The organism is Pseudomonas sp. LFM046 (assembly GCF_000949385.2).
Lineage (GTDB): Bacteria > Pseudomonadota > Gammaproteobacteria > Pseudomonadales > Pseudomonadaceae > Metapseudomonas.
Genome location: NZ_JYKO02000001.1, coordinates 2744139 through 2762131, shown reverse-complemented (window position 1 = coordinate 2762131; position 17993 = coordinate 2744139). Strand labels below are relative to the sequence as shown.

General features: G+C 62.2%; 16 protein-coding genes. 4 read left to right on the top strand and 12 right to left on the bottom strand.

Annotated elements, in window-relative coordinates; translation table 11 throughout:
- The first annotated feature begins 9 nt into the window (after positions 1 to 9).
- The 4 genes from TQ98_RS12730 (at position 10) to TQ98_RS12715 (ending at position 4385) form a co-directional block, all read left to right on the top strand.
- A complete protein-coding gene (locus TQ98_RS12730) occupies positions 10 to 801 on the top strand; it encodes an ABC transporter ATP-binding protein (protein ID WP_044872517.1) in 792 nt (263 codons plus the stop codon).
- Positions 802 to 1149: 348 nt separating this feature from the next.
- Complete coding sequence (locus TQ98_RS12725) at positions 1150 to 2397, top strand: hypothetical protein (RefSeq protein WP_044872516.1); 1248 nt, start codon at positions 1150 to 1152, stop codon at positions 2395 to 2397.
- 327 nt (positions 2398 to 2724) lie between these two features.
- Positions 2725 to 3711, top strand: coding sequence for a methyl-accepting chemotaxis protein (locus TQ98_RS28260; protein ID WP_277949288.1), 987 nt, complete (start codon positions 2725 to 2727; stop codon positions 3709 to 3711).
- The gene (locus tag TQ98_RS12715; protein WP_242443109.1) at positions 3708 to 4385 is read left to right on the top strand and encodes a hypothetical protein; all 678 of its coding nucleotides are present in this window, start codon (positions 3708 to 3710) and stop codon (positions 4383 to 4385) included. The genes TQ98_RS28260 and TQ98_RS12715 overlap by 4 nt, the downstream gene beginning before the upstream one ends.
- 418 nt (positions 4386 to 4803) lie before the next feature.
- Here the strand turns inward: TQ98_RS12715 and TQ98_RS12710 are convergent, their stop codons facing one another.
- From TQ98_RS12710 to TQ98_RS12655, 12 genes are all read right to left on the bottom strand, one after another.
- Positions 4804 to 5154, bottom strand: coding sequence for a cupin domain-containing protein (locus TQ98_RS12710; protein WP_044872515.1), 351 nt, complete (start codon positions 5152 to 5154; stop codon positions 4804 to 4806).
- 3 nt (positions 5155 to 5157) lie between these two features.
- On the bottom strand, positions 5158 to 5850 hold the full coding sequence (locus TQ98_RS12705) for a TetR family transcriptional regulator C-terminal domain-containing protein (RefSeq protein ID WP_082073208.1): 693 nt from the start codon (positions 5848 to 5850) through the stop codon (positions 5158 to 5160).
- 23 nt (positions 5851 to 5873) lie between these two features.
- Positions 5874 to 7364 (bottom strand): aldehyde dehydrogenase, encoded by a 1491-nt coding sequence (locus TQ98_RS12700; protein WP_044872513.1) that lies wholly within the window; start codon positions 7362 to 7364, stop codon positions 5874 to 5876.
- A gap of 27 nt (positions 7365 to 7391) precedes the next feature.
- On the bottom strand, positions 7392 to 9005 hold the full coding sequence (locus TQ98_RS12695) for an ABC transporter ATP-binding protein (protein WP_044872512.1): 1614 nt from the start codon (positions 9003 to 9005) through the stop codon (positions 7392 to 7394).
- Between the two features lie 35 nt (positions 9006 to 9040).
- A complete protein-coding gene (locus TQ98_RS12690) occupies positions 9041 to 9856 on the bottom strand; it encodes an ABC transporter permease (protein ID WP_044872511.1) in 816 nt (271 codons plus the stop codon).
- Positions 9857 to 9866: 10 nt separating this feature from the next.
- Positions 9867 to 10823 carry an ABC transporter permease gene (locus TQ98_RS12685; protein WP_044872510.1) on the bottom strand — a complete coding sequence of 319 codons (957 nt, stop codon included), beginning with the start codon at positions 10821 to 10823 and terminating at the stop codon, positions 9867 to 9869.
- A gap of 93 nt (positions 10824 to 10916) precedes the next feature.
- Positions 10917 to 11696, bottom strand: coding sequence for an alpha/beta fold hydrolase (locus tag TQ98_RS12680; RefSeq protein WP_044872509.1), 780 nt, complete (start codon positions 11694 to 11696; stop codon positions 10917 to 10919).
- Between the two features lie 12 nt (positions 11697 to 11708).
- Positions 11709 to 11918, bottom strand: a complete 210-nt coding sequence (locus TQ98_RS12675) for a 4-oxalocrotonate tautomerase family protein (protein WP_044872508.1) — start codon at positions 11916 to 11918, stop codon at positions 11709 to 11711.
- Positions 11909 to 12961 (bottom strand): LLM class flavin-dependent oxidoreductase, encoded by a 1053-nt coding sequence (locus tag TQ98_RS12670; protein ID WP_044872507.1) that lies wholly within the window; start codon positions 12959 to 12961, stop codon positions 11909 to 11911. Before TQ98_RS12670 ends, TQ98_RS12675 begins: the two co-directional genes overlap by 10 nt.
- A 12-nt stretch (positions 12962 to 12973) precedes the next feature.
- Positions 12974 to 13978: a flavin reductase gene (locus TQ98_RS12665; protein WP_052659196.1), complete on the bottom strand. Its 1005-nt coding sequence runs from the start codon at positions 13976 to 13978 to the stop codon at positions 12974 to 12976.
- Between the two features lie 14 nt (positions 13979 to 13992).
- Positions 13993 to 15573 (bottom strand): ABC transporter substrate-binding protein, encoded by a 1581-nt coding sequence (locus tag TQ98_RS12660; protein WP_052659195.1) that lies wholly within the window; start codon positions 15571 to 15573, stop codon positions 13993 to 13995.
- Between the two features lie 492 nt (positions 15574 to 16065).
- Positions 16066 to 17823 carry a monovalent cation:proton antiporter-2 (CPA2) family protein gene (locus TQ98_RS12655; protein WP_044872506.1) on the bottom strand — a complete coding sequence of 586 codons (1758 nt, stop codon included), beginning with the start codon at positions 17821 to 17823 and terminating at the stop codon, positions 16066 to 16068.
- Positions 17824 to 17993 lie beyond the last annotated feature (170 nt).

Here is a 17993-nt window from a genome sequence, read left to right as displayed (position 1 = left end):
AGAGAGACCATGAACAAGTTCGTCGAGCTGACCGGTGTCAGCAAACACTTCGATACACGCAAAGGGCGCTTCCAGGCCCTCAGCGACGTCAACCTGAGCATCGCCCGTGGCGAGTTCGTCTCGCTGATCGGCCACTCCGGCTGCGGCAAGTCCACCGTGCTCAACCTGATCGCCGGCCTGCTGGACGCCAGCGAAGGCGGGCTGATCTGCAATGGCCGGGAAATCGATGGCCCTGGCCCGGAGCGCGCCGTGGTGTTCCAGAACCACAGCCTGCTGCCCTGGATGACCTGCTTCGGCAACGTCCACCTGGCCGTGGAGCGGGTCTTCGGCGCCCGCGAAAGCAAGGCCCGGCTCAAGGAACGTACCGCCGCGGCGTTGCAGATGGTCGGCCTGGACCATGCGGCGCACAAGCACCCCAGTGAAATCTCCGGCGGCATGAAGCAGCGCGTGGGCATCGCCCGCGCGCTGGCGATGGAACCCAAGGTGCTGCTGATGGACGAGCCCTTCGGGGCGCTGGATGCGCTCACCCGCGCGCACCTGCAGGATGAGCTGCTGCGCATCGTCGGCGAGACCCAAAGTACCGTGGTGATGGTCACCCATGACGTGGACGAGGCCGTGCTGCTCTCCGACCGCATCGTGATGATGACCAACGGCCCGGCGGCCACCATCGGCGATATCGTCCGAGTCGAGCTGCCGCGCCCACGCAACCGCCTGGCCCTGGCCAACGATGCCCACTACCACGAGTACCGCACCGCGGTGCTGGAGTTCCTCTACCAACGCCAGCAGCGCCCCGCCGCCTAGGTAGCCGCCCTGCCCTTTGCGAAAGCCCGGCCCCGTGCCGGGCTTTCGCGTTTTCGCCTGCTCGCATGCCCCATGCAGGGGCCCCCGTACCTGGCTTCGCACCCCACCAATGCAACCTTGCCCGCGCATGTGCATGGCGTAATCGCCAAATGTTCTTTGAGCTGAATAAACACCTTATAAATCAATGCATTGAACAAACTGGCACAGTGCCTGCTAAGACCTTCTCCGGTCAGCACAACGGCGTGTCTGCCACTCAACCGACAACGACGTCGCGGAATCCCCTCTCCACCCGGAGCGCGGACACCGTGACGTTTTTTTTTGCGTTTTTCAGACCTAGGAAAGACCGCTATGCACATGCTGAAACCCGCTCTGCTGTCGCTGGCCGTTGCCGGCACCAGTCACGCCGCCCTGGCCGCAGAGGACGTTAGCAACCTGTTCACTGGGGGCAAGGCCATCCTCGATGCCCGCTACCGCTTTGAGAACGTCGACCAGAACAACAACCTGCGCGACGCCAATGCCCAGACCCTGCGGACCCGCGTTGGCTTCCAGACCGGCAAGTGGTACGGCCTCTCGGGCCTGATGGAAGTGGACAACGTCAGCCGCCTCGGCGATGCCGCCTACAACAGCACCCGCAATGGCCAGACCAACTACGCCATGGTGGTCGACCCCGACGGCACTGAAGTCAACCAGGCCCTGCTCCGCTATGACCAGGCCTTCGGCAGCGCCGTACTGGGCCGTCAGCGCATTAACCTGGACAACCAGCGCTTCGTCGGCGGCTCCGCCTGGCGGCAGAACGAGCAGACCTACGACGCGGCTCTCGCTCAACTCAAACCCCTCGACGGGCTGACGCTGACCTACAGCTACCTGGACAACATCAACACCATCTTCGGTCCGGACAACGGTCGTTTCGACAACCGCAGCAATCCGGCCAACATCGAAGGCCACAGCCACCTGTTCAATGCCCAGTACCTGGTGCGGCCGGAACTCGCGGTAACCGCCTATAGCTACCTGCTCGGCCTGGACAACATTGCGATCACCGCGACCTCCCCGCTCGGCAGCCTGTCCAGTCGGACCAGCGGCCTGCGCCTGACCGGTGCGCTGGCCGGTTTCAGCTACGCGCTGGACTACGCACGCCAGCAGGACTACGCCGATAACCCGCTGGACCTGGACAGTGAGTACTACCTGGCGGAACTGGGGTATGTGTTCAAGGGCGTGCAGTTCAAGGGCGGCTACGAGGTGCTGGGTGGCGACAGCGGTCCGGGTAACCGTGCGTTCCAGACGCCGCTGGCGACCAAGCACATCTTCCAGGGCTGGGCCGACCAGTTCCTCACTACGCCGGCCGACGGCATCGAGGACGCCTACCTGGGCTTCACTGCGCCCTTGGCCGGCGGCAGCCTGCAAGCCTGGTACCACGACTTCGACACCGAGCAGGGCAGCGATGACTACGGCAATGAGATCGACCTGTCCTATGCCCATCCGATACCGGGTGTGAAAGGCTTGGTCGGACTGCTCAAGTACGCCAGCTACGACTCGGATGATCGAGCCCGCACGGTCGATACCGACAAGCTCTGGGTGCAGGTGCAATACACCTACTGACCGTCCCTTACCCGTATCTGGCAGGTACATCGGTGTGCGGGCGCCCTGCCCCACACCGATCCTGCCGGGCCGCATCACCCTGAACAACGGACAGCCTTTACTCCATCCGGGAGCCCAACCATGAGCAATCTCGCTGGCACCGATGTACGCCGTATCGATGGCGCGACCACACCCGTTTGGGACGTCCGGCAAACGTCTGGGCAACGAACAACCTGCCTGCCATTCGAGCCAGGTATCGCGTTAGTCGCCAGCATTCAGTCTGGCGCGTGGCTACCCATCGGTACGGCACTCGGTGCGGCAGCCAGTGCGTATGCAGGTCAGCCGGCCATGGCACTTGGGCTTGTCCTGGGAACGCTCTACCTGGCCATCTCCCAGCAGCTTCACCAGGCGCGCCAATGCCGCAGCGAAGCCTTCTGGTTCGACGAACTGGCGCGCCTGCTGCGTACCCAGTCCGCCAGCGATCAGGCCACCCTGCTGGTCGAGTGCAGTGAGCGACTGCGTGGCAATGATCGCCTGAACAGTGAGGTGCGCTTCGCCAGCCAGGCGCTGGAACAGTTGGCGCAGCAAGCCAGTGTCCAGGGCGGCGAGCAAAGCCAGCGGGTGAACATGATCGCGGCCGCTAGCGAACAAATTGAACGCAGCCTGGCCAGCGTGGACGAAATGGCCAGCAGCGCCCGCTCGGATTTCGCGGCCGCCCATGCCCAGGGTGAGGACGGCTGCCGGGCGGCGCGGGAACTGGGATCGGGGATGGCTGACATACGCAGCAGCCTGGGCGACACCGCCCGAGCGGTGACGCAGTTGCTGCAGAGCACCGCGCTCGTCGAGCAGTCAGTGCAAGGCATCCAGGACCTGGCCAAGCAGACCCAGCTACTGGCGCTGAACGCCTCGATCGAGGCTGCTCGTGCCGGCGAGCAAGGCCGCGGTTTCGCGGTGGTGGCGGACGAAGTCCGGCAGATGGCAACCGCTACCGACAGGACTACGCGTGACATCATCGCCGCCGCCTCGGCCATCGTAGGGGCCGTGAATCAGGTGAGCAAGGAAGTTGAGCATCACCGCGAGCTGTTGGAGCGTGGCAGCGGCCAGAGCAACAGCCTCGCCGAGAGCCTTGATCGGCTGGCCCGCAAAAGCCAGGAAAACCTGCAGCGCTTCGACAACATGCAACAGGCACTGGTCGAACATCACCAGGCGAACCAAGACCTCGGCGAACAGCTGCAGCAGATCAGCACCAGTCTTCAGGTGCAAAGCAGACAGACCCACGACCTGCATGACCTGACCCGCTACCTCACCCGACTCACAGGCGACGCAACGCCATGATCATACAGAGCCTACCTGCACTGGCCGTACTGACGGCTCTGGCCGCGTCGTGCATGGCTCTGCTGTGGGCCGATCGACGTCGGCAGCATCGCCGGCAAGAAGCACTGCGCGCAAGGTTGCAGCTCGGCTTGGTACTCATGCAGGGCATCCAACGCCATCGTGCGCTGGGTGCTCAGACCAGTGCCGAGGCCATAAACAACCGCCGGAAGCTCGAAGCCCAACTGGGACATTCCTGGCGGGCCTGGGTCGATGCTGGAAACGACCGAGCTTGGCAAGGCCTGCTGCGCACGCCGGAAGACTTCGACGGGCATTGCCGTCTGCTGGAACAACTGCTTGCCCACATCCAGCTTCTGGATTTGCAACGTTGCCATTTGCTCAAGCTGACACCGGAAGTCGCCGAGCGGTGCTGGCAAGTCGAAGAGCTCGGTCGACTGCGAGGGCTTTCGATTCGCGCCGCTGGCCGGCAACACTGTCCGCTGGAGCTTCACATCCAGTTGCAGTACTTGCACGATCACCTTCTCAAGGATGCGGACGCCCCCCTTCGCACGGCTCTGGGGCGCCTGTCCGATGAGCTACTGGCCGTACAACGAACCACTCTCCAGCCTACCGAACTGTATGCCTTGTTCACTCCGTTGATCGACGCACGAATTGAAGCCATCCAAAGCAGTATCTGACTTCGTGGGCACTTTCAGGCCCTTTAAGGAAACTCTTCAGCGGGAGCGATGAAGCGAGGTGCGCGCGCCCGACAAACCGACGTCCACCATCGGCCGATGCAGTTGAGAACACAATGGTGCTCAGGTCTTGTCCGGCGTCCCTGGCGGGTGAGCTCAGCTTATTGCTGCGTCTCGAAACGTCTGTCCCGTGGCAAAGATGCCATTGTGCCGTTCTTCGCAATGGCCGGTATTGTTCTTCAAGTACGCCTCCAGCGCAGAGTCTCTGCCCATGCCCAACCTGGGAGGTGTCGGGCTGCTGATAGCTACGGCTGCGGGAATGGCTCTGGGATAGCCCGGGCCATGCCACTGTCCCAAAGCGAAGGTATGACACCGGGCCATGAGGGTGGACTCTTCTTGCTTCGATGGCACGATTCACACGTCAGAAAATGACGTAGGTTTTGCGAAGCTTCTCCCGGATGTCCCAAACGCCTTCGCAGTCGGCCGGAAACAGCACAGCATCGCCTGCCCTCAACTCGATAGTCTCACCACCATCCGGAGTAAAAGTGCACCAGCCAGAAATGATGTGACTGAACTCGCGGTTCATAACGGCACGGCGAAACATTCCAGGACTGCACTCCCAGACACCGACCGAGGCAGTCGACTCTTCGAGTGTCACAGCCTGGCCAAGCCTTGCGTGGGCGACGACATCACCAACTGGAAACTTTGCCGGGGTCGCATCGCCAAGCGCAGAGCCTTCCGCATGCCTGATGACGGTGATTGTGTTTGGCATTTTCTATCTCCCGATCAGGGGACCAGTGGGCTTGGGCATATAGAAGGTAACCAGGTCGAGGCAGGCGGTAATGCCATGTTCGATGGCTTTCATGTTTTTTCGCCGTTGCCAATCCAACCAAAGCCCGTCGAGCATCGCCATGATCGCGTCGGCCGACTTTTCGATACGGTTGTCGTCCGATTGGCGTTCCTCAGCTATACGGGCCAGTACCTCAACCAGGCGTTCGCGGTACACCGCGTACAGCTTGCGCTCGGTCTCGGCGATGTCTTCCTGGAACAGGGATGCCGACCACAGGTCGATGCGCACGGAGAGATAGCTGCGATCTAGGAATGTCCCGGTGAAGCCACTGCGAAGGAATACCTCCAGTTGCGCCATCGGGGTCCTGGATTCGGCTGCCAGGCCGGCGTAAGTCGCCTCGTAGAGCTTGCGCGAGGCGTACTTGTAAGCCTCCACCAGCAGCTCGTTCATGTCCTTGAAGTGGTAGCTGATATGGCCCAGGGCCATTTCCGCCCGGGCGGCGATCTTGCGCGCAGAAAGCTTCGCGTAGCCCTCCTCGCTCAGACAAAGGAAAGCTGCCTTGATGATTTCTTCCCGGCGCAGTTCCGGATCGTAGATCTTCTTCGGTGTTGCTCGCGCCATGTTGCCGTTCCTGAGGTTGGCGGTTCGGGACAGGCGATTATCCTGCCCCCTATCCATTTCGGTCAAAAGGCCCGGGCCACTCAGAGTCTTATCCAGGTGGCCTTGAGTTCGGTGTACTTGTCGAAGGCGTGCAGGGATCTGTCACGCCCGTTGCCGGATTGCTTGAACCCACCAAAGGGCGCGGTCATGTCACCTCCGGAGTATTGGTTGACCCAGACCGAGCCCGCCCGCAGTGCGCGAGCGACCTGGTGGGCGCGCGACAGGTTCGAGGTCCAGAGCCCGGCAGCCAGTCCGTAAGGCGTATCGTTGGCGATGGCTACGGCTTCTTCGGCATCCTCGAAGTCGATCACCGCCAGCACCGCGCCGAAGATTTCCTCGCGGGCTATGCGCATATCGTTGCGCACACCCTCGAAGACCACCGGGCCGAGGTAACAGCCTTGAGCGAGGCTTTCTCCCTTGTCGCCGACGATCATCCGGGCGCCCTCCTCCATCCCCGCGGCCACATAGCCTTTTACCTGCTGCAGGTGCTGCGCATCCACCATGGCCCCGTAGCGGCTCGACGGATCCAGGGCGTTGATCGGCGACCAGCTCCCGAGCGCTTGGCGCAAGTGATCCAGGAAGGCTTCGCGCACGGAACGCTGAACCAGCAGCCTGGAACCCGCCGTGCACACCTGGCCCTGGTTGTAGGCGATGGCCGCCGCCGCGCTTGTGGCCGCAGCGGCCAGGTCGGGGGCATCCGCGAAGACGATGTTGGGGCTCTTGCCTCCGGCCTCGGTCCAGACCCGCTTGAGGTTGGATTTTCCGGACGCCACCATGAGTTGCTTGGCGATGTTGGTCGAGCCGGTGAAGGCGATGGCGTCGACATCCATATGCAGGGAAAGCGGGCTTCCCGCCTCCGTGCCGAAGCCGGGGAGCACGCTGAAGACGCCATCCGGAATACCCGCTTCGCTGGCCAGGCGGGCGACGCGTATGGCCGTGAGAGGCGAGCGCTCCGACGGTTTGAGCACCACCGAATTGCCGCACGCCAGTGCAGGCCCCAGTTTCCAACTGGCCATCAGCAGCGGGAAGTTCCAGGGCACGATCACCCCGACCACACCCACCGCCTCACGGGTGATCAAGCCCAGCTGGTCCGCTGCGGTCGCGGCGATCTCGCCATAGACCTTGTCGATCGCCTCGGCGCACCAGCGGATGGCATTGGCGGCACCAGGAATGTCGGTGGACAGGGCGTGGGCGATCGGCTTGCCCATGTCCAGGGTTTCCAGCAAGGCCAGCTCTTCGGCATTGGCCTCCAGCAGGTCGGCGAAGCGCGACAGGACGCGCTTGCGCTGTGCCGGCGCCATGCGGGACCAATGACCCGCCTCGAACGCCTTGCGCGCGGCGGCGACGGCAAGGTCCACGTCGGCCCCGCCGCAGCGCGCCACGGCGGCGAGTTTCCGGCCGTCCAGTGGACTGACCTTATCGAACGTGCACTGCTCCGCCGCGTCCTGGTATCGGCCATCGATGAAGCATCGTCCTTCAATCTGAAGCCGCTCGGCAATACTTGTCCAATCGTGAAGTGATTTGGCTGCCACGGTAATTTTCCTTGTTCGAAATGAGGTTCAGGCCACGCCGCGTTGCGCCAGGCCATCGAGCCAGTCCGGGTCCATTTGCGGCATGCTTTCGAGCAGACGCGTGACATAGCTGTCGCACGGCGGGGTGAAGACCCGCTCCCTGTCGCCAAAGTCGACCACGCTGCCCGCCTTGAGGACCAACACGTCATCGGCAATCGACTTGACCACGGACAGGTCATGGGTGATGAACAGGTAGGTAATGCCCAGGCCTTTCTTCAGATCGTCGATCAGACGCAGGATGCCCTCGGCCACCAGTTGATCGAGGGCGCTGGTGATCTCGTCGCAGATGATCACCGCCGGGTTGGCGGCCAGGGCGCGGGCGATGCCCACGCGCTGTTTCTGTCCGCCGGATAGCTCCGCCGGGTACCGCGACATGAAGCGGTCCGGCTCCAGCCCCACGGCGGCCAGCAGCTCGCGAACACGAGCCTCTCGCTGCGCGCCGCGTGCCCCGCCGTAGAACGTCAGTGGCCGCCCGATCAGGTCGGCAACCCGATGGCGGGGATTAAGGGCGGTATCCGCCATCTGATAGATCATCTGGATCGACCGCAGCTGCTCGCGCGAGCGCTTGCCGTAGTGGGGAGCCAGGGGCTGCCCCTGGAAATGCACACTGCCCGCCTTGCTCGGCAAGGCACCGGTAATGCAGCGCCCCAGGGTGGACTTGCCGGAGCCGGATTCGCCGACGATGGCCAAGGTGCGTCCGGGGTAGACCTTGAGCGAAACATCCTGGAGCACCGGCGTGTTGCCATAGCCGGCCCGCAGGTCACGCAACTCGAGGATGGGGGGCTGGCCCCGGTCCGCTGGCGGGCGCGCTTCGCAGGAGAGGTTCCGTACCGCCCAGAGCGACTTGGTGTAATCCGCTTGAGGCTGTTCGAGAACCCGGCGTTTGTCGCCCTCCTCCACCACCGCGCCATCCTTGAGCACCATCACCTGGTCCGCCATCTGGGCGACGACTGCGAGGTCGTGGGAGATGTAGATCGCCGCCACCTGGAATTCGCGCACCAGCTCGCGAATGGTCAGCAGGACGTCGATCTGCGTCGTGACGTCCAGTGCCGTGGTGGGCTCGTCGAAAATGATCAGGTCCGGCCGGCAGGACATGGCCATCGCGGTCATGATGCGTTGCAGCTGCCCTCCGGAAACCTGGTGGGGATAGCGGTCGCCGATGGACTCCGGTTCCGGGAGGGAAATCTTGCGGTACAGCTCGATGGCATCCCGGCGAGCCTCTTCGCGCCCGGCCAGCTGGTGCTCCAGCGCACTTTCACAATGCTGGTCGATCAGCCGATGCGCCGGGTTGAAGCTCGCCGCCGCCGACTGTGCCACGTAGGCGATCCGGGCGCCGAGGAGCTCCCGATGCCTGGCTTCGGGGATATCGCGCAGGTTCAGGCCATCGAAGAGGATTTCACCGCCGGAGATCCGGCAGCCTTCGCGGGTATACCCCATCGCCGCGAGCCCGATGGTGGACTTGCCGGCGCCCGACTCCCCGACCAGGCCGAGGATTTTCCCTCGTTGGAGCTCTAGGTCGACCCCATGGACGATCTCGCTCCAGCCTTTGGCGGTGGCGGCCTCGATACGCAGGCCAGTCATTTTCAAGAGTGCTTCAGTCATGCTGAACGTCCTCACACAAGTCTTGGGCGGGCTGCTCATCGCCGTTGGGCGAGGAACCAGTCGGCGACGAAGTTGACGGCAATGGCCAGCACGCCAATGGCTGCGGCGGGAATCAGCGGAGTGAGGTCGCCGAACGAGATCAGCGAGGCGTTCTCGCGCACCATGCTGCCCCAATCCGCCAGGGGCGGTTGCAGGCCGAGCCCCAGGAACGACAACGAGGAGATGGTGAGGAACACGAAGCAGAAGCGCAGTCCGAACTCGGCCACCAGTGGCGCGCGGACGTTGGGTAGCAGCTCGGCCGCCACCAGCCAGAACAGCCCTTCCCCACGCAGCCGCGCCACCTCCATGTAGTCCGTGACCACCACGTTCAGCGACACGGATCGAGCCAGGCGGAATATCCGTGTGGCGTCCACCAGGGCGATGACGACGATGAGCGTGGCAATGCTGGTACCGAAGATGGTCAGCAGCAGGAGCGCACAGATGAGTTGTGGAACCGCCATCAGCACGTCGACCAAGCGCGACAGCACGCCGTCGACCCAACCACCGAGCGTCGCCGCGATCAGGCCCAGCGCGCCACCGATAAAGAATGCCAGCGCCGTGGAAACCAGCGCGATGCCGATGGTGTTGCGGGCGGCGAAGATCAACCTGGACAGCATGTCGCGGCCGAGGTTGTCGGTGCCCAGCCAGTTCTGCGCGCTCCACGGATCGTACTCGCTGCCGACGATCTGGGTTTCGCCGTAGGGGGCGATGAAGGGGCCGAACAGGGCGAGGAAGGCGTAGGCGAGGATGATCATCATGCCGATCCGGGCGGTCCACGTCATCTGCATGAAGGTGTTGTACAAGGCATTCATGGCGTTGCCCTCATTTGCGGTGCAGCAGGCGTGGGTTGGTCACGATGGAGAGCACGTCGGCAAGCAGGTTGATGCCGATGTAGACCACTGCGAAGATGCAGCAGCAGGCCTGGACCACCATGACGTCGCGCTTGATCACCGAGTCCACCATCAGTTGCCCGAGGCCCGGGTAGACGAAGACCACCTCGACGACCACCACCCCGGTGATCAGGTACGCCAGGTTCACCGCGATCACGTTGACGATTGGGGCCCACGCATTGGGAAGCGCATGACGCAGGACGATCCTGAGCCGCGAAAGCCCTTTGAGCTTCGCCATCTCGATGTAGGGCAACTGAAGCAGGTCCAGCACCGCGATCCGGGTCATGCGCATCATGTGCGCGGTGATGACTAGGGTGAGCGTCAATGCCGGCAGGAAGGCCGCGTGCAGATGCTCGATGAGGCTAGCGGATGGCGGGACATCGGCGATGGAGGGGAACACGGGGAACTTCACCGCCAACAGCAGGATCAGGATGTAGCCGATGAAGAACTCGGGGAGCGACACCGCTGCCAGGGAGATCACGTTGACCACGCGATCATAGAGCGAGTCCTTGTACAGCGCGGCGAAAAGGCCCAGCAGCAGAGCCAGGGGAACCGCGATGATGGCGGTATAGCTGGCCAGGAAGAGCGTGTTGAGCAACCGCTGACCGATCAGCTCGGAGACCGCCCGGCCGTTGGACAACGATACGCCGAAGTCGCCCTGCAGGCTTCCCAGCAACCAGTTGAGATAACGCGTGAGTGCGGGCTGGTCCAGCCCCATTTCGTGCCGAAGCGCGGTCAATGCCTCCGGAGTGGCGGACTGGCCCAGAAGCTTCTGTGCCATGTCGCCCGGCAGCAGCTGAACCGCCGCGAAGATGAGCGCGGAGACCCCCAGCAGGGTCAAGGCTCCGAGAAAAATGCGTCGCAAGACAATGGGATATATCAGTGCCATAACGTCAACCTGCTGACCTGTTGGACATTTGTTTTTCTTGGTGACGGGGACGAGGCCAAGCAGGGCTTGCCCTGTCCCCGGTATCGGCAGGAGTTAACGGGAAGCCTTTTCCAGGAAGGCCTCTATATGCGGTACGACTTTGTCGCTCGCTTCGATCAGGATCGCGTGTTTCAGGTCAGGTAGTACCACCAGCTCCGAATGTGGCAACGCGTCCGCGATCTTCCGGTTCAGTCCCGGATTGCATCCGCCGTCGAATTCGCCGGTAAGGACCAGGCACGGTTTTTCGACCTCGTGCAGCCAGGGCGACATTTCGGTTTCCGCGTAGATGCGGAACACATTGAGAAAGATCTCCGCAGGGGTATCGATGACCTGCTGCTTGCGCCACTCGATCACCTCGGGGTGCGCCTGGCAGAAGGCTTCGGTGAACCAGCGCTGGGTCAGGGTATCGAGTACCGGGCCGATTCCCTTTTCCTCCATGGCCTGCACCACCTTGCGCACGTTCTCGCTGTCCTGAGGGGAGCGAAACGCCGCGGTCGACAGCAGGCCGATGCTGAGGACGTGCTGCGGATACTTGCGCGCGTACGCCGGGCCGATCATGCCGCCGAGGGAATGGCCGACCAGGTGCATCCGCTCCACACCCAGGCGGGCACGCAGCGCTTCCAGGTCCTCGACCAGCTCGTCCAGGCCGAACGGCGCCTGGGCCACCGGCGAGTCACCATGGCCGCGCAGGTCATAGCGAATGCAGGTGAAGCGGTCTTTCAGTGCGTCGGTGACCTTGTCCCAGCCGGTCTTGCGTGCACCGATCCCATGGATCATCACCAGCGCCGGGCCCTGGCCGTCCACGCGATAGGCGCAATCGATTGCCTTGCTCATGGCTTCACCTCGCTACGCCTGGACCTTGGATTCGGCGATGATTTCCGCGTAGGACTTGCCGGCCACGCCCCAGTCGCCCGGGTCCACTTCCTTCAACAGGATGGTGACCGCCTGGGCCTTGCCGCCGCAGACCTCGACATAGGTGTCCGTCAGGGCCTTGATGAGCTCACGCTTCTTTTCAGTGGTACGCCCGGGGAAGAGTTCAACGGTGATCAATGGCATTGGCCGATCCTCTTTTTCATCGATGCTTGGTTGGAGCTGAAGTACGGAATGATTTCCTCGCCGAAGCGCTGAATCATGTCCAGGGTGTCTTCCTGTGACTGGCCGAAGTTCGCGGTCATGATCACTTCGTCTATCCCGGCTTCGGCATAGGTGGCGAGCTGGTCGAGCATCCGTTCCCTGGTGCAGATGAGCAGGTTCTCGCCCAGTTCTTCGATGGACTGTTTGCGCGGCAGCGGCTCGATCCCTCCGCCATGCACCACGCCCGGACCGGTGAAGACGTTGTCGAAGCGCATGTAGTACTCATGGGCCAACTGCAGCTTCTCGCGGGCATCCGCCTCGTCACGCGCCAGGTAGGTGGCCCGCTGCAGGGAGAGACGGGTGTTGGCGTTCTTGAATCGAGAGCCGGCCTTCCCTTCACGGAACGCGTTCACCTGCTCCAGCAGCATCCCGTGGTCGCCGCTCAACGGTGTCGTCTGGACCGAGAAACCCTGCGCCGCGCATGCCCGAATGCCTTCCGGCGCCATGGTGGCGACCATCAGCGGAATCTCGCGCTCCGGCCGGGGCATGACAGTGAGCGGGCTGAACTGGTAGTACTTGCCGTCCCAGGACACTTCCTTGCGCGTCAGCAATGCCTGAAGCACGGCAAAGGATTCGTCGAAGCGTTCGCGGGTCGTGTCCATGGGCACGCCGAGTTTCTCGATCTCGTACCTGAAGGCGCCCCGCCCTACTCCCAGGACCAGCCTGTGGTCGGTCATCGCGTCCGCCTGCACGACCTCACCGGCGAAGACGCGCATGTCCCGTATCGGCAGCACGGCGATGGAGGTCACCAGCTCGATCCTTTTCGTGACCGAGGCGATCTTCACGGCCATCTGCAATGGCGACGGCACCAGCAGGATGTTGATCAGGTGGTGTTCAGGAATGGAGATCCCCGCGTAGCCGACCTGCTCCGCCACCACCGCCTGTTCGACCATGCAGTCGTAGAGCTCTTTGCCCGAAGCATTGGGGTCGGGCAGGTAGGAGCTGAGGAAATGATTGAATTCCATGTATGAGTCCACTTATTGGGCTTGATGTTTCCAGTCCAGCCAATGCACGGGCTGGCCCGCTATGCCGGCGATTCGTCCACCGTCGGCAGTGTCGCAATAGATGCCGAAGGCATCGGCCTCGCGCTCGGTGAAGAAGCGATGGATCATGCTCACCGTGTACTCGCCCTTCACCAGGCGCCACGGCTGTTCGTGCGCGTGGAAGACGCGGACCTCCAGGCTCCTCGACAGCGGTGCCGCTACGCCATCCCGCGCGTCGCCGCGGAACACCAGCCGGGCGAAGTCATCGCCCTCCTCCGCGAACATCGAGTAGATGAACGACACGTCACCATCCATCCCGACACGGCGGAAGACCTCTTCGATGACAGCCTTCTGGCTGACGCCTGCACGCCAGAACACTTCGGGGATGCTCCAGTGCTCACAGCCGGGCTCGCGAACCATCACCAGGCCACTGTCATGGGCGATCAGGCAGCCCACCTTCAGTGCGCTGCCGCGCTCGACCTGGATCGCCCTGGCCCCTTCGGCAAAATCCACGTAGCTACCCCGGAAGTAGCCCAGGGGGCTGCCTACGCTGCTCCTGTAGCGCAGCACCTCACCGATCAGGATCACGTGGTCGCCGGCTTCCACCAGGCTGTGCCTGGCGCAGCACAGTACGCTCAGGCTGTCCGCCAGGCAGGGCGCCGCAGGCTCCGAGGCCAGCAGTTCCACACCCTCGAACTTGTTGGCCGAGCGACCGGCGAAGGCGTTCGACGTCTCCCGTTGCCAGTCACCGAGGATGTTGATGGCGAAGCGCGGCGCCTCGCTGAACACTGGCAGGCTGCCCGCCGTCTTGGCGATGCACACCAGCACCAGCGCCGGGCTCAGGGAAACCGAGGTGAACGAGTTGGCGGTGAAGCCCCGTGGGATGCCGTCCGCATCCCACGCCGTTACCACGGTCACGCCAGTCATGAAAGTGCCGAAGACATTGCGCAGGCTGCGGGTGTTTTCCGCGCTGACTGCATGCCAATCCAGATTGCTCATGCTCACCCCCGCGCTTACGCCAGCGACCAGCGCTCGATGGCACGCATACCATCCAGCGCCATTTCTCCGGAAATGGTTTCAGTCGTGACCACGTCGTTGCTCATGCCCATGATGTGGTTCATGAACATCGGGACGACGGTCGAGCCCTCGTCATGGAGCATTTTCTGCATGTCCCAGTAGATCGCCTTGCGACGCGCCTCATCGAGCTCGGACCTGGCCTGCAGCATCAGCTTGTCGAAGCGGTCGTTGTTCCACTGGGTATCGCCCCAGGACGCACCGGTGGCGTAGATCTGGCTGAAGATCCAGTCAGGCGTCGGGCGGCCGGTCCAGTAGCACATGCACATCGGTTTTTTGGACCAAACATTGATCCAGTAGCCGTCGTTGGACTCGCGCACCACCTTGAGGTTGATGCCCGCCTTGCGCGCGCTCTCCTCGAACAGCACGCCGGCGTCCACGGCACCGGCGAAGGCCGCGTCGGCGGCGCTGATGCTGATGTCCAGGCGATCGAGCCCGGCCTGCTTGAGATAGAAGCGCGCCTTGTCCGCATCGTACTGGCGCTGCGGCAGCTCGCTGTTGAAGTACTTCTGCTGGGCGCCGATGGGATGATCGTTGCCGACGCTGCCGTGGCCCCGCAGGATCGACTTCACCCATTGCTCGCGATCCACCGCGTACTTCAGGGCGAGCCGCACGTTGTTGTCCTGGAACGGGCTGACCTGGGCGATCATCGGCATGGTCGCGTGGTTCAGGCCGGTCACTTCGGCAATGCGCACCTTGTTGCTTCGCTGCAGCAACGACAGCGTCTTGATCTCCACCCGGTTGATCACGTGCACCTTGCCGGTGATGAGCGCGTTCTGCCGGGCCACGGAGTCGGCGATCGCGATCAGCTCGGCTTCGTCGACGTGCGCCCGGCCCTGCTTCCAGTAGTTCGGGTTGCGCACCACGAAGGCACGCACGCCGGGGTTGTACTCCTTGAGCATGTAGCCGCCGGTGCCGACACCGGAGCGCCAGTCGACCTGGCCATCCACACCGCGCGGGAGGATGCCCAGGTGGTAGTCGCTCATGAGCACCGGGAAATCGGCGTTGCCGCCTTTCAGGGCGACTTCGACAGTGCGGTCATCCAGCGCCTTGACGCTATCGATCTGCGAGACGATGGATTTCGACAGGGATTTCGAACCGTCCTTGCGGTGGTAGTCGAGCGTGGCCACGACGTCGTCGGCGGCAAAGGGCTTGCCATTGTGGAACTGCACGCCACTGCGCAGCCGGAACGTCCAGACGCTGGCATCCGGCGAGGACTCCCAGGACTCCGCCAGTTCGGGAATCGCGTTGCCGGCGCTGTCGATTTCCACCAGGTTGCCCCGCAAGGCCTGGGTCAGCAGCATCATGAAGTCGTCTTCCGCCAGCCCAGGGTCCAGGCTGTCGGTGGTCGATGCCCCCGCCAGGCCGAACACCAGACGCCCTCCATTCCTGGGTGCGGACAACGTCGACAGCGGCAAGCCGCCGAGCGCCACACCCGCCCACAGCAGCCCTACCGTGCCTTTGATGACATCACGGCGCGTTACGCCAAGGTTTTGCTCCCCCGGTTGCTTTCCCTTCATGCCACACCTCGCAAGATATTTGTTGTACAACCGTACAGGTTAAGGGCAAACGAACACCTACGGCTGGTTGCTTATCGGTTTGTGCTAGATGCTCTGTACGGAAGCGCTATATGCGATTGATTCTGTACAGGTGTACAGATTATTAGCAAGGTCTTGGGGGTGGCGCAAGAAGAATTTGTACATGTGTACGGAAATTTATTTCCTGAATGCCCTTCAGAGCAGAGGATTCCCCCTAACCCGTGTCGAGCCGAATCAAATCCGCTTGGGAGGCTCTCAATATCCGCTGCGCAAGTCTGAGCGGTCTCGTTTCTTGGCAGGTACGAAAGCCATTCGCCAGCCACTGACTGTTACATTCAGTGAGCGTGGGATCAGGCAAGTGCTCTCTCAAAGCAAGCGCCGAAACTCGCGTCAGCACCCATTGACGATCGAGCACTGCAGGAGAACTCGGCAGATACTCGGTGCCCTGGGAAACGCGGGACGGGCATTACCGTTCTACTCTGGGTCTCTCCCAGGCTTGCCACTGAACAGTTCGCGCCCCGCATTGAGCCCGCCGAGAACCTGCAAATCCAGCCGACACTGATCCCGCTCGCGAATACGGGTGCATATTGCATCAATCTCGTCGACGCCCACACCGAGGCTTTCCAGCGCCCGACATCCCAACACCATTGCAGATTCGAAGGTCTCGCGAACCTGATAATCAGCACCAGCTTTCACCAGGGCGAGGCTGTGGACACGATCAACCGAACGCACCAGGACAGGTAGCAACGGAAACTCGGATTTCAGTAAGGAGGTGATTCGAGTGCTTCCGTCAGCATTGTCGATGCAGACTAGAGCTACATCAGCCTGGCTTGCCCCCGATGCACGCAGGATGTCCAGGCGGGTACCGTCGCCGTAGTAAACCTTGAAGTCGAATTCTCGTGCGACGTCGATCATCTCGACATCCGTGTCGATTATCGAGATGTCGAATCCGCGCTCGAGTAAAAACTGGCTGGCGATCTGCCCCACTCGACCAAAGCCAATAATCAGCGCCGCCCCTGTTTCTCCTGCAGGAGTTGGGTATCCTTCGATGGAGGCGTTATGGAGACCGGATGCTGCCTTGAACGCCGCAACAGTCAAAGGAGTGACCGCCATGGATAACACCACGACTGCGGTCAAAAGTGCATGCTGTTGGGTATCGATGATTCCGGAAGCCGCAGCGGCGGCATACAGTACAAACGCGAACTCTCCTCCTTGGGCCATGCTCAGCGCTCGCTCCAATGCCTCGCGGTGCGACGAGCGGAACACGCGTGCAACCAGGTAGATCGCTACGGCTTTCGTGGCCATGTACGCCGCAACGTAGAGCGCAACGGTTTTCCAGCTTGCAACCACGATACCGAGGTCCAACGACATGCCAACTGCGAGGAAGAATAGCCCCAGTAGTACTCCTCGAAAGGGCTCTATATCGACCTCCAGTTGGTGCCGATAACTGGACTCCGATAGCAGTACACCAGCAACAAAGGCACCCATCGCCATCGACAGTCCTCCCAGTTGCATGGCATAAGCCGAGCCAAGGACAACAAGCAAAGCGGCAGCCGTCATAACCTCACGCGCCCCAGTGTTCGCCAGCAGTCCGAATAGTGGATTGAGGAGATATCTGCCAGCGATGATCAAGCCGCAAATCGACACGAGAGCTGTCCCTATCCCTACCCAATGAATGCCGTCAGAGCTGCCAGATTCAGGCGCGATGGGCGCTAGGAAGGCGACAAGTGCAAGCAATGGGACGATCATCAGATCTTCGAGCAGCAGTACCGAAACGACGCGTTGACCTGCGATAGAAGCAATATCTCCCCGCTCGCTCAGCATCTGCATGACAACAGCCGTTGAGGTCAGCACGAAACCGGCCGCCGCAACGAATGCCTGAGCGGCGGTTAGTCCAAAGCTCAGTCCAATGACAGTGAGTAACAGGGAGCAGGTGGCTACCTGCGACAGCCCAAGTCCCAAGATCTGGTGGCGCAGTCCCCAGAGCCTCGATGGTCGCATCTCCAAACCAATCAGGAAGAGGAACATTACGACGCCTAACTCGGCGATTTGGAGGATTGATTCTGGGTCGTTGAAGACCTTGCCCCCGAAAGGACCGATGATGACTCCAGCGACCAGATAACCAAGAACAGCCCCCAGGCCCAGTCTCTTCGAGATAGGAGCGGCGATGACCGCAGCTGCGAGGAGCGTAATAACAGGTAGGAGTTGTAGGCTGTGGGATTCGACTGCCATTGCAGTGACACCGTCCTAAGAGATTTGGCCCGAGGCTATCCGGTCTGCTTGCGGTGCACGCTCCATACGCAGATATGCTCACTCTCGCGGTATCGCAGTGATCATCGCGGGCGCAATAGGCGTGCCTTTCGACACAATACGTCTCGCCACCGACGTCATGTCGTAAATAC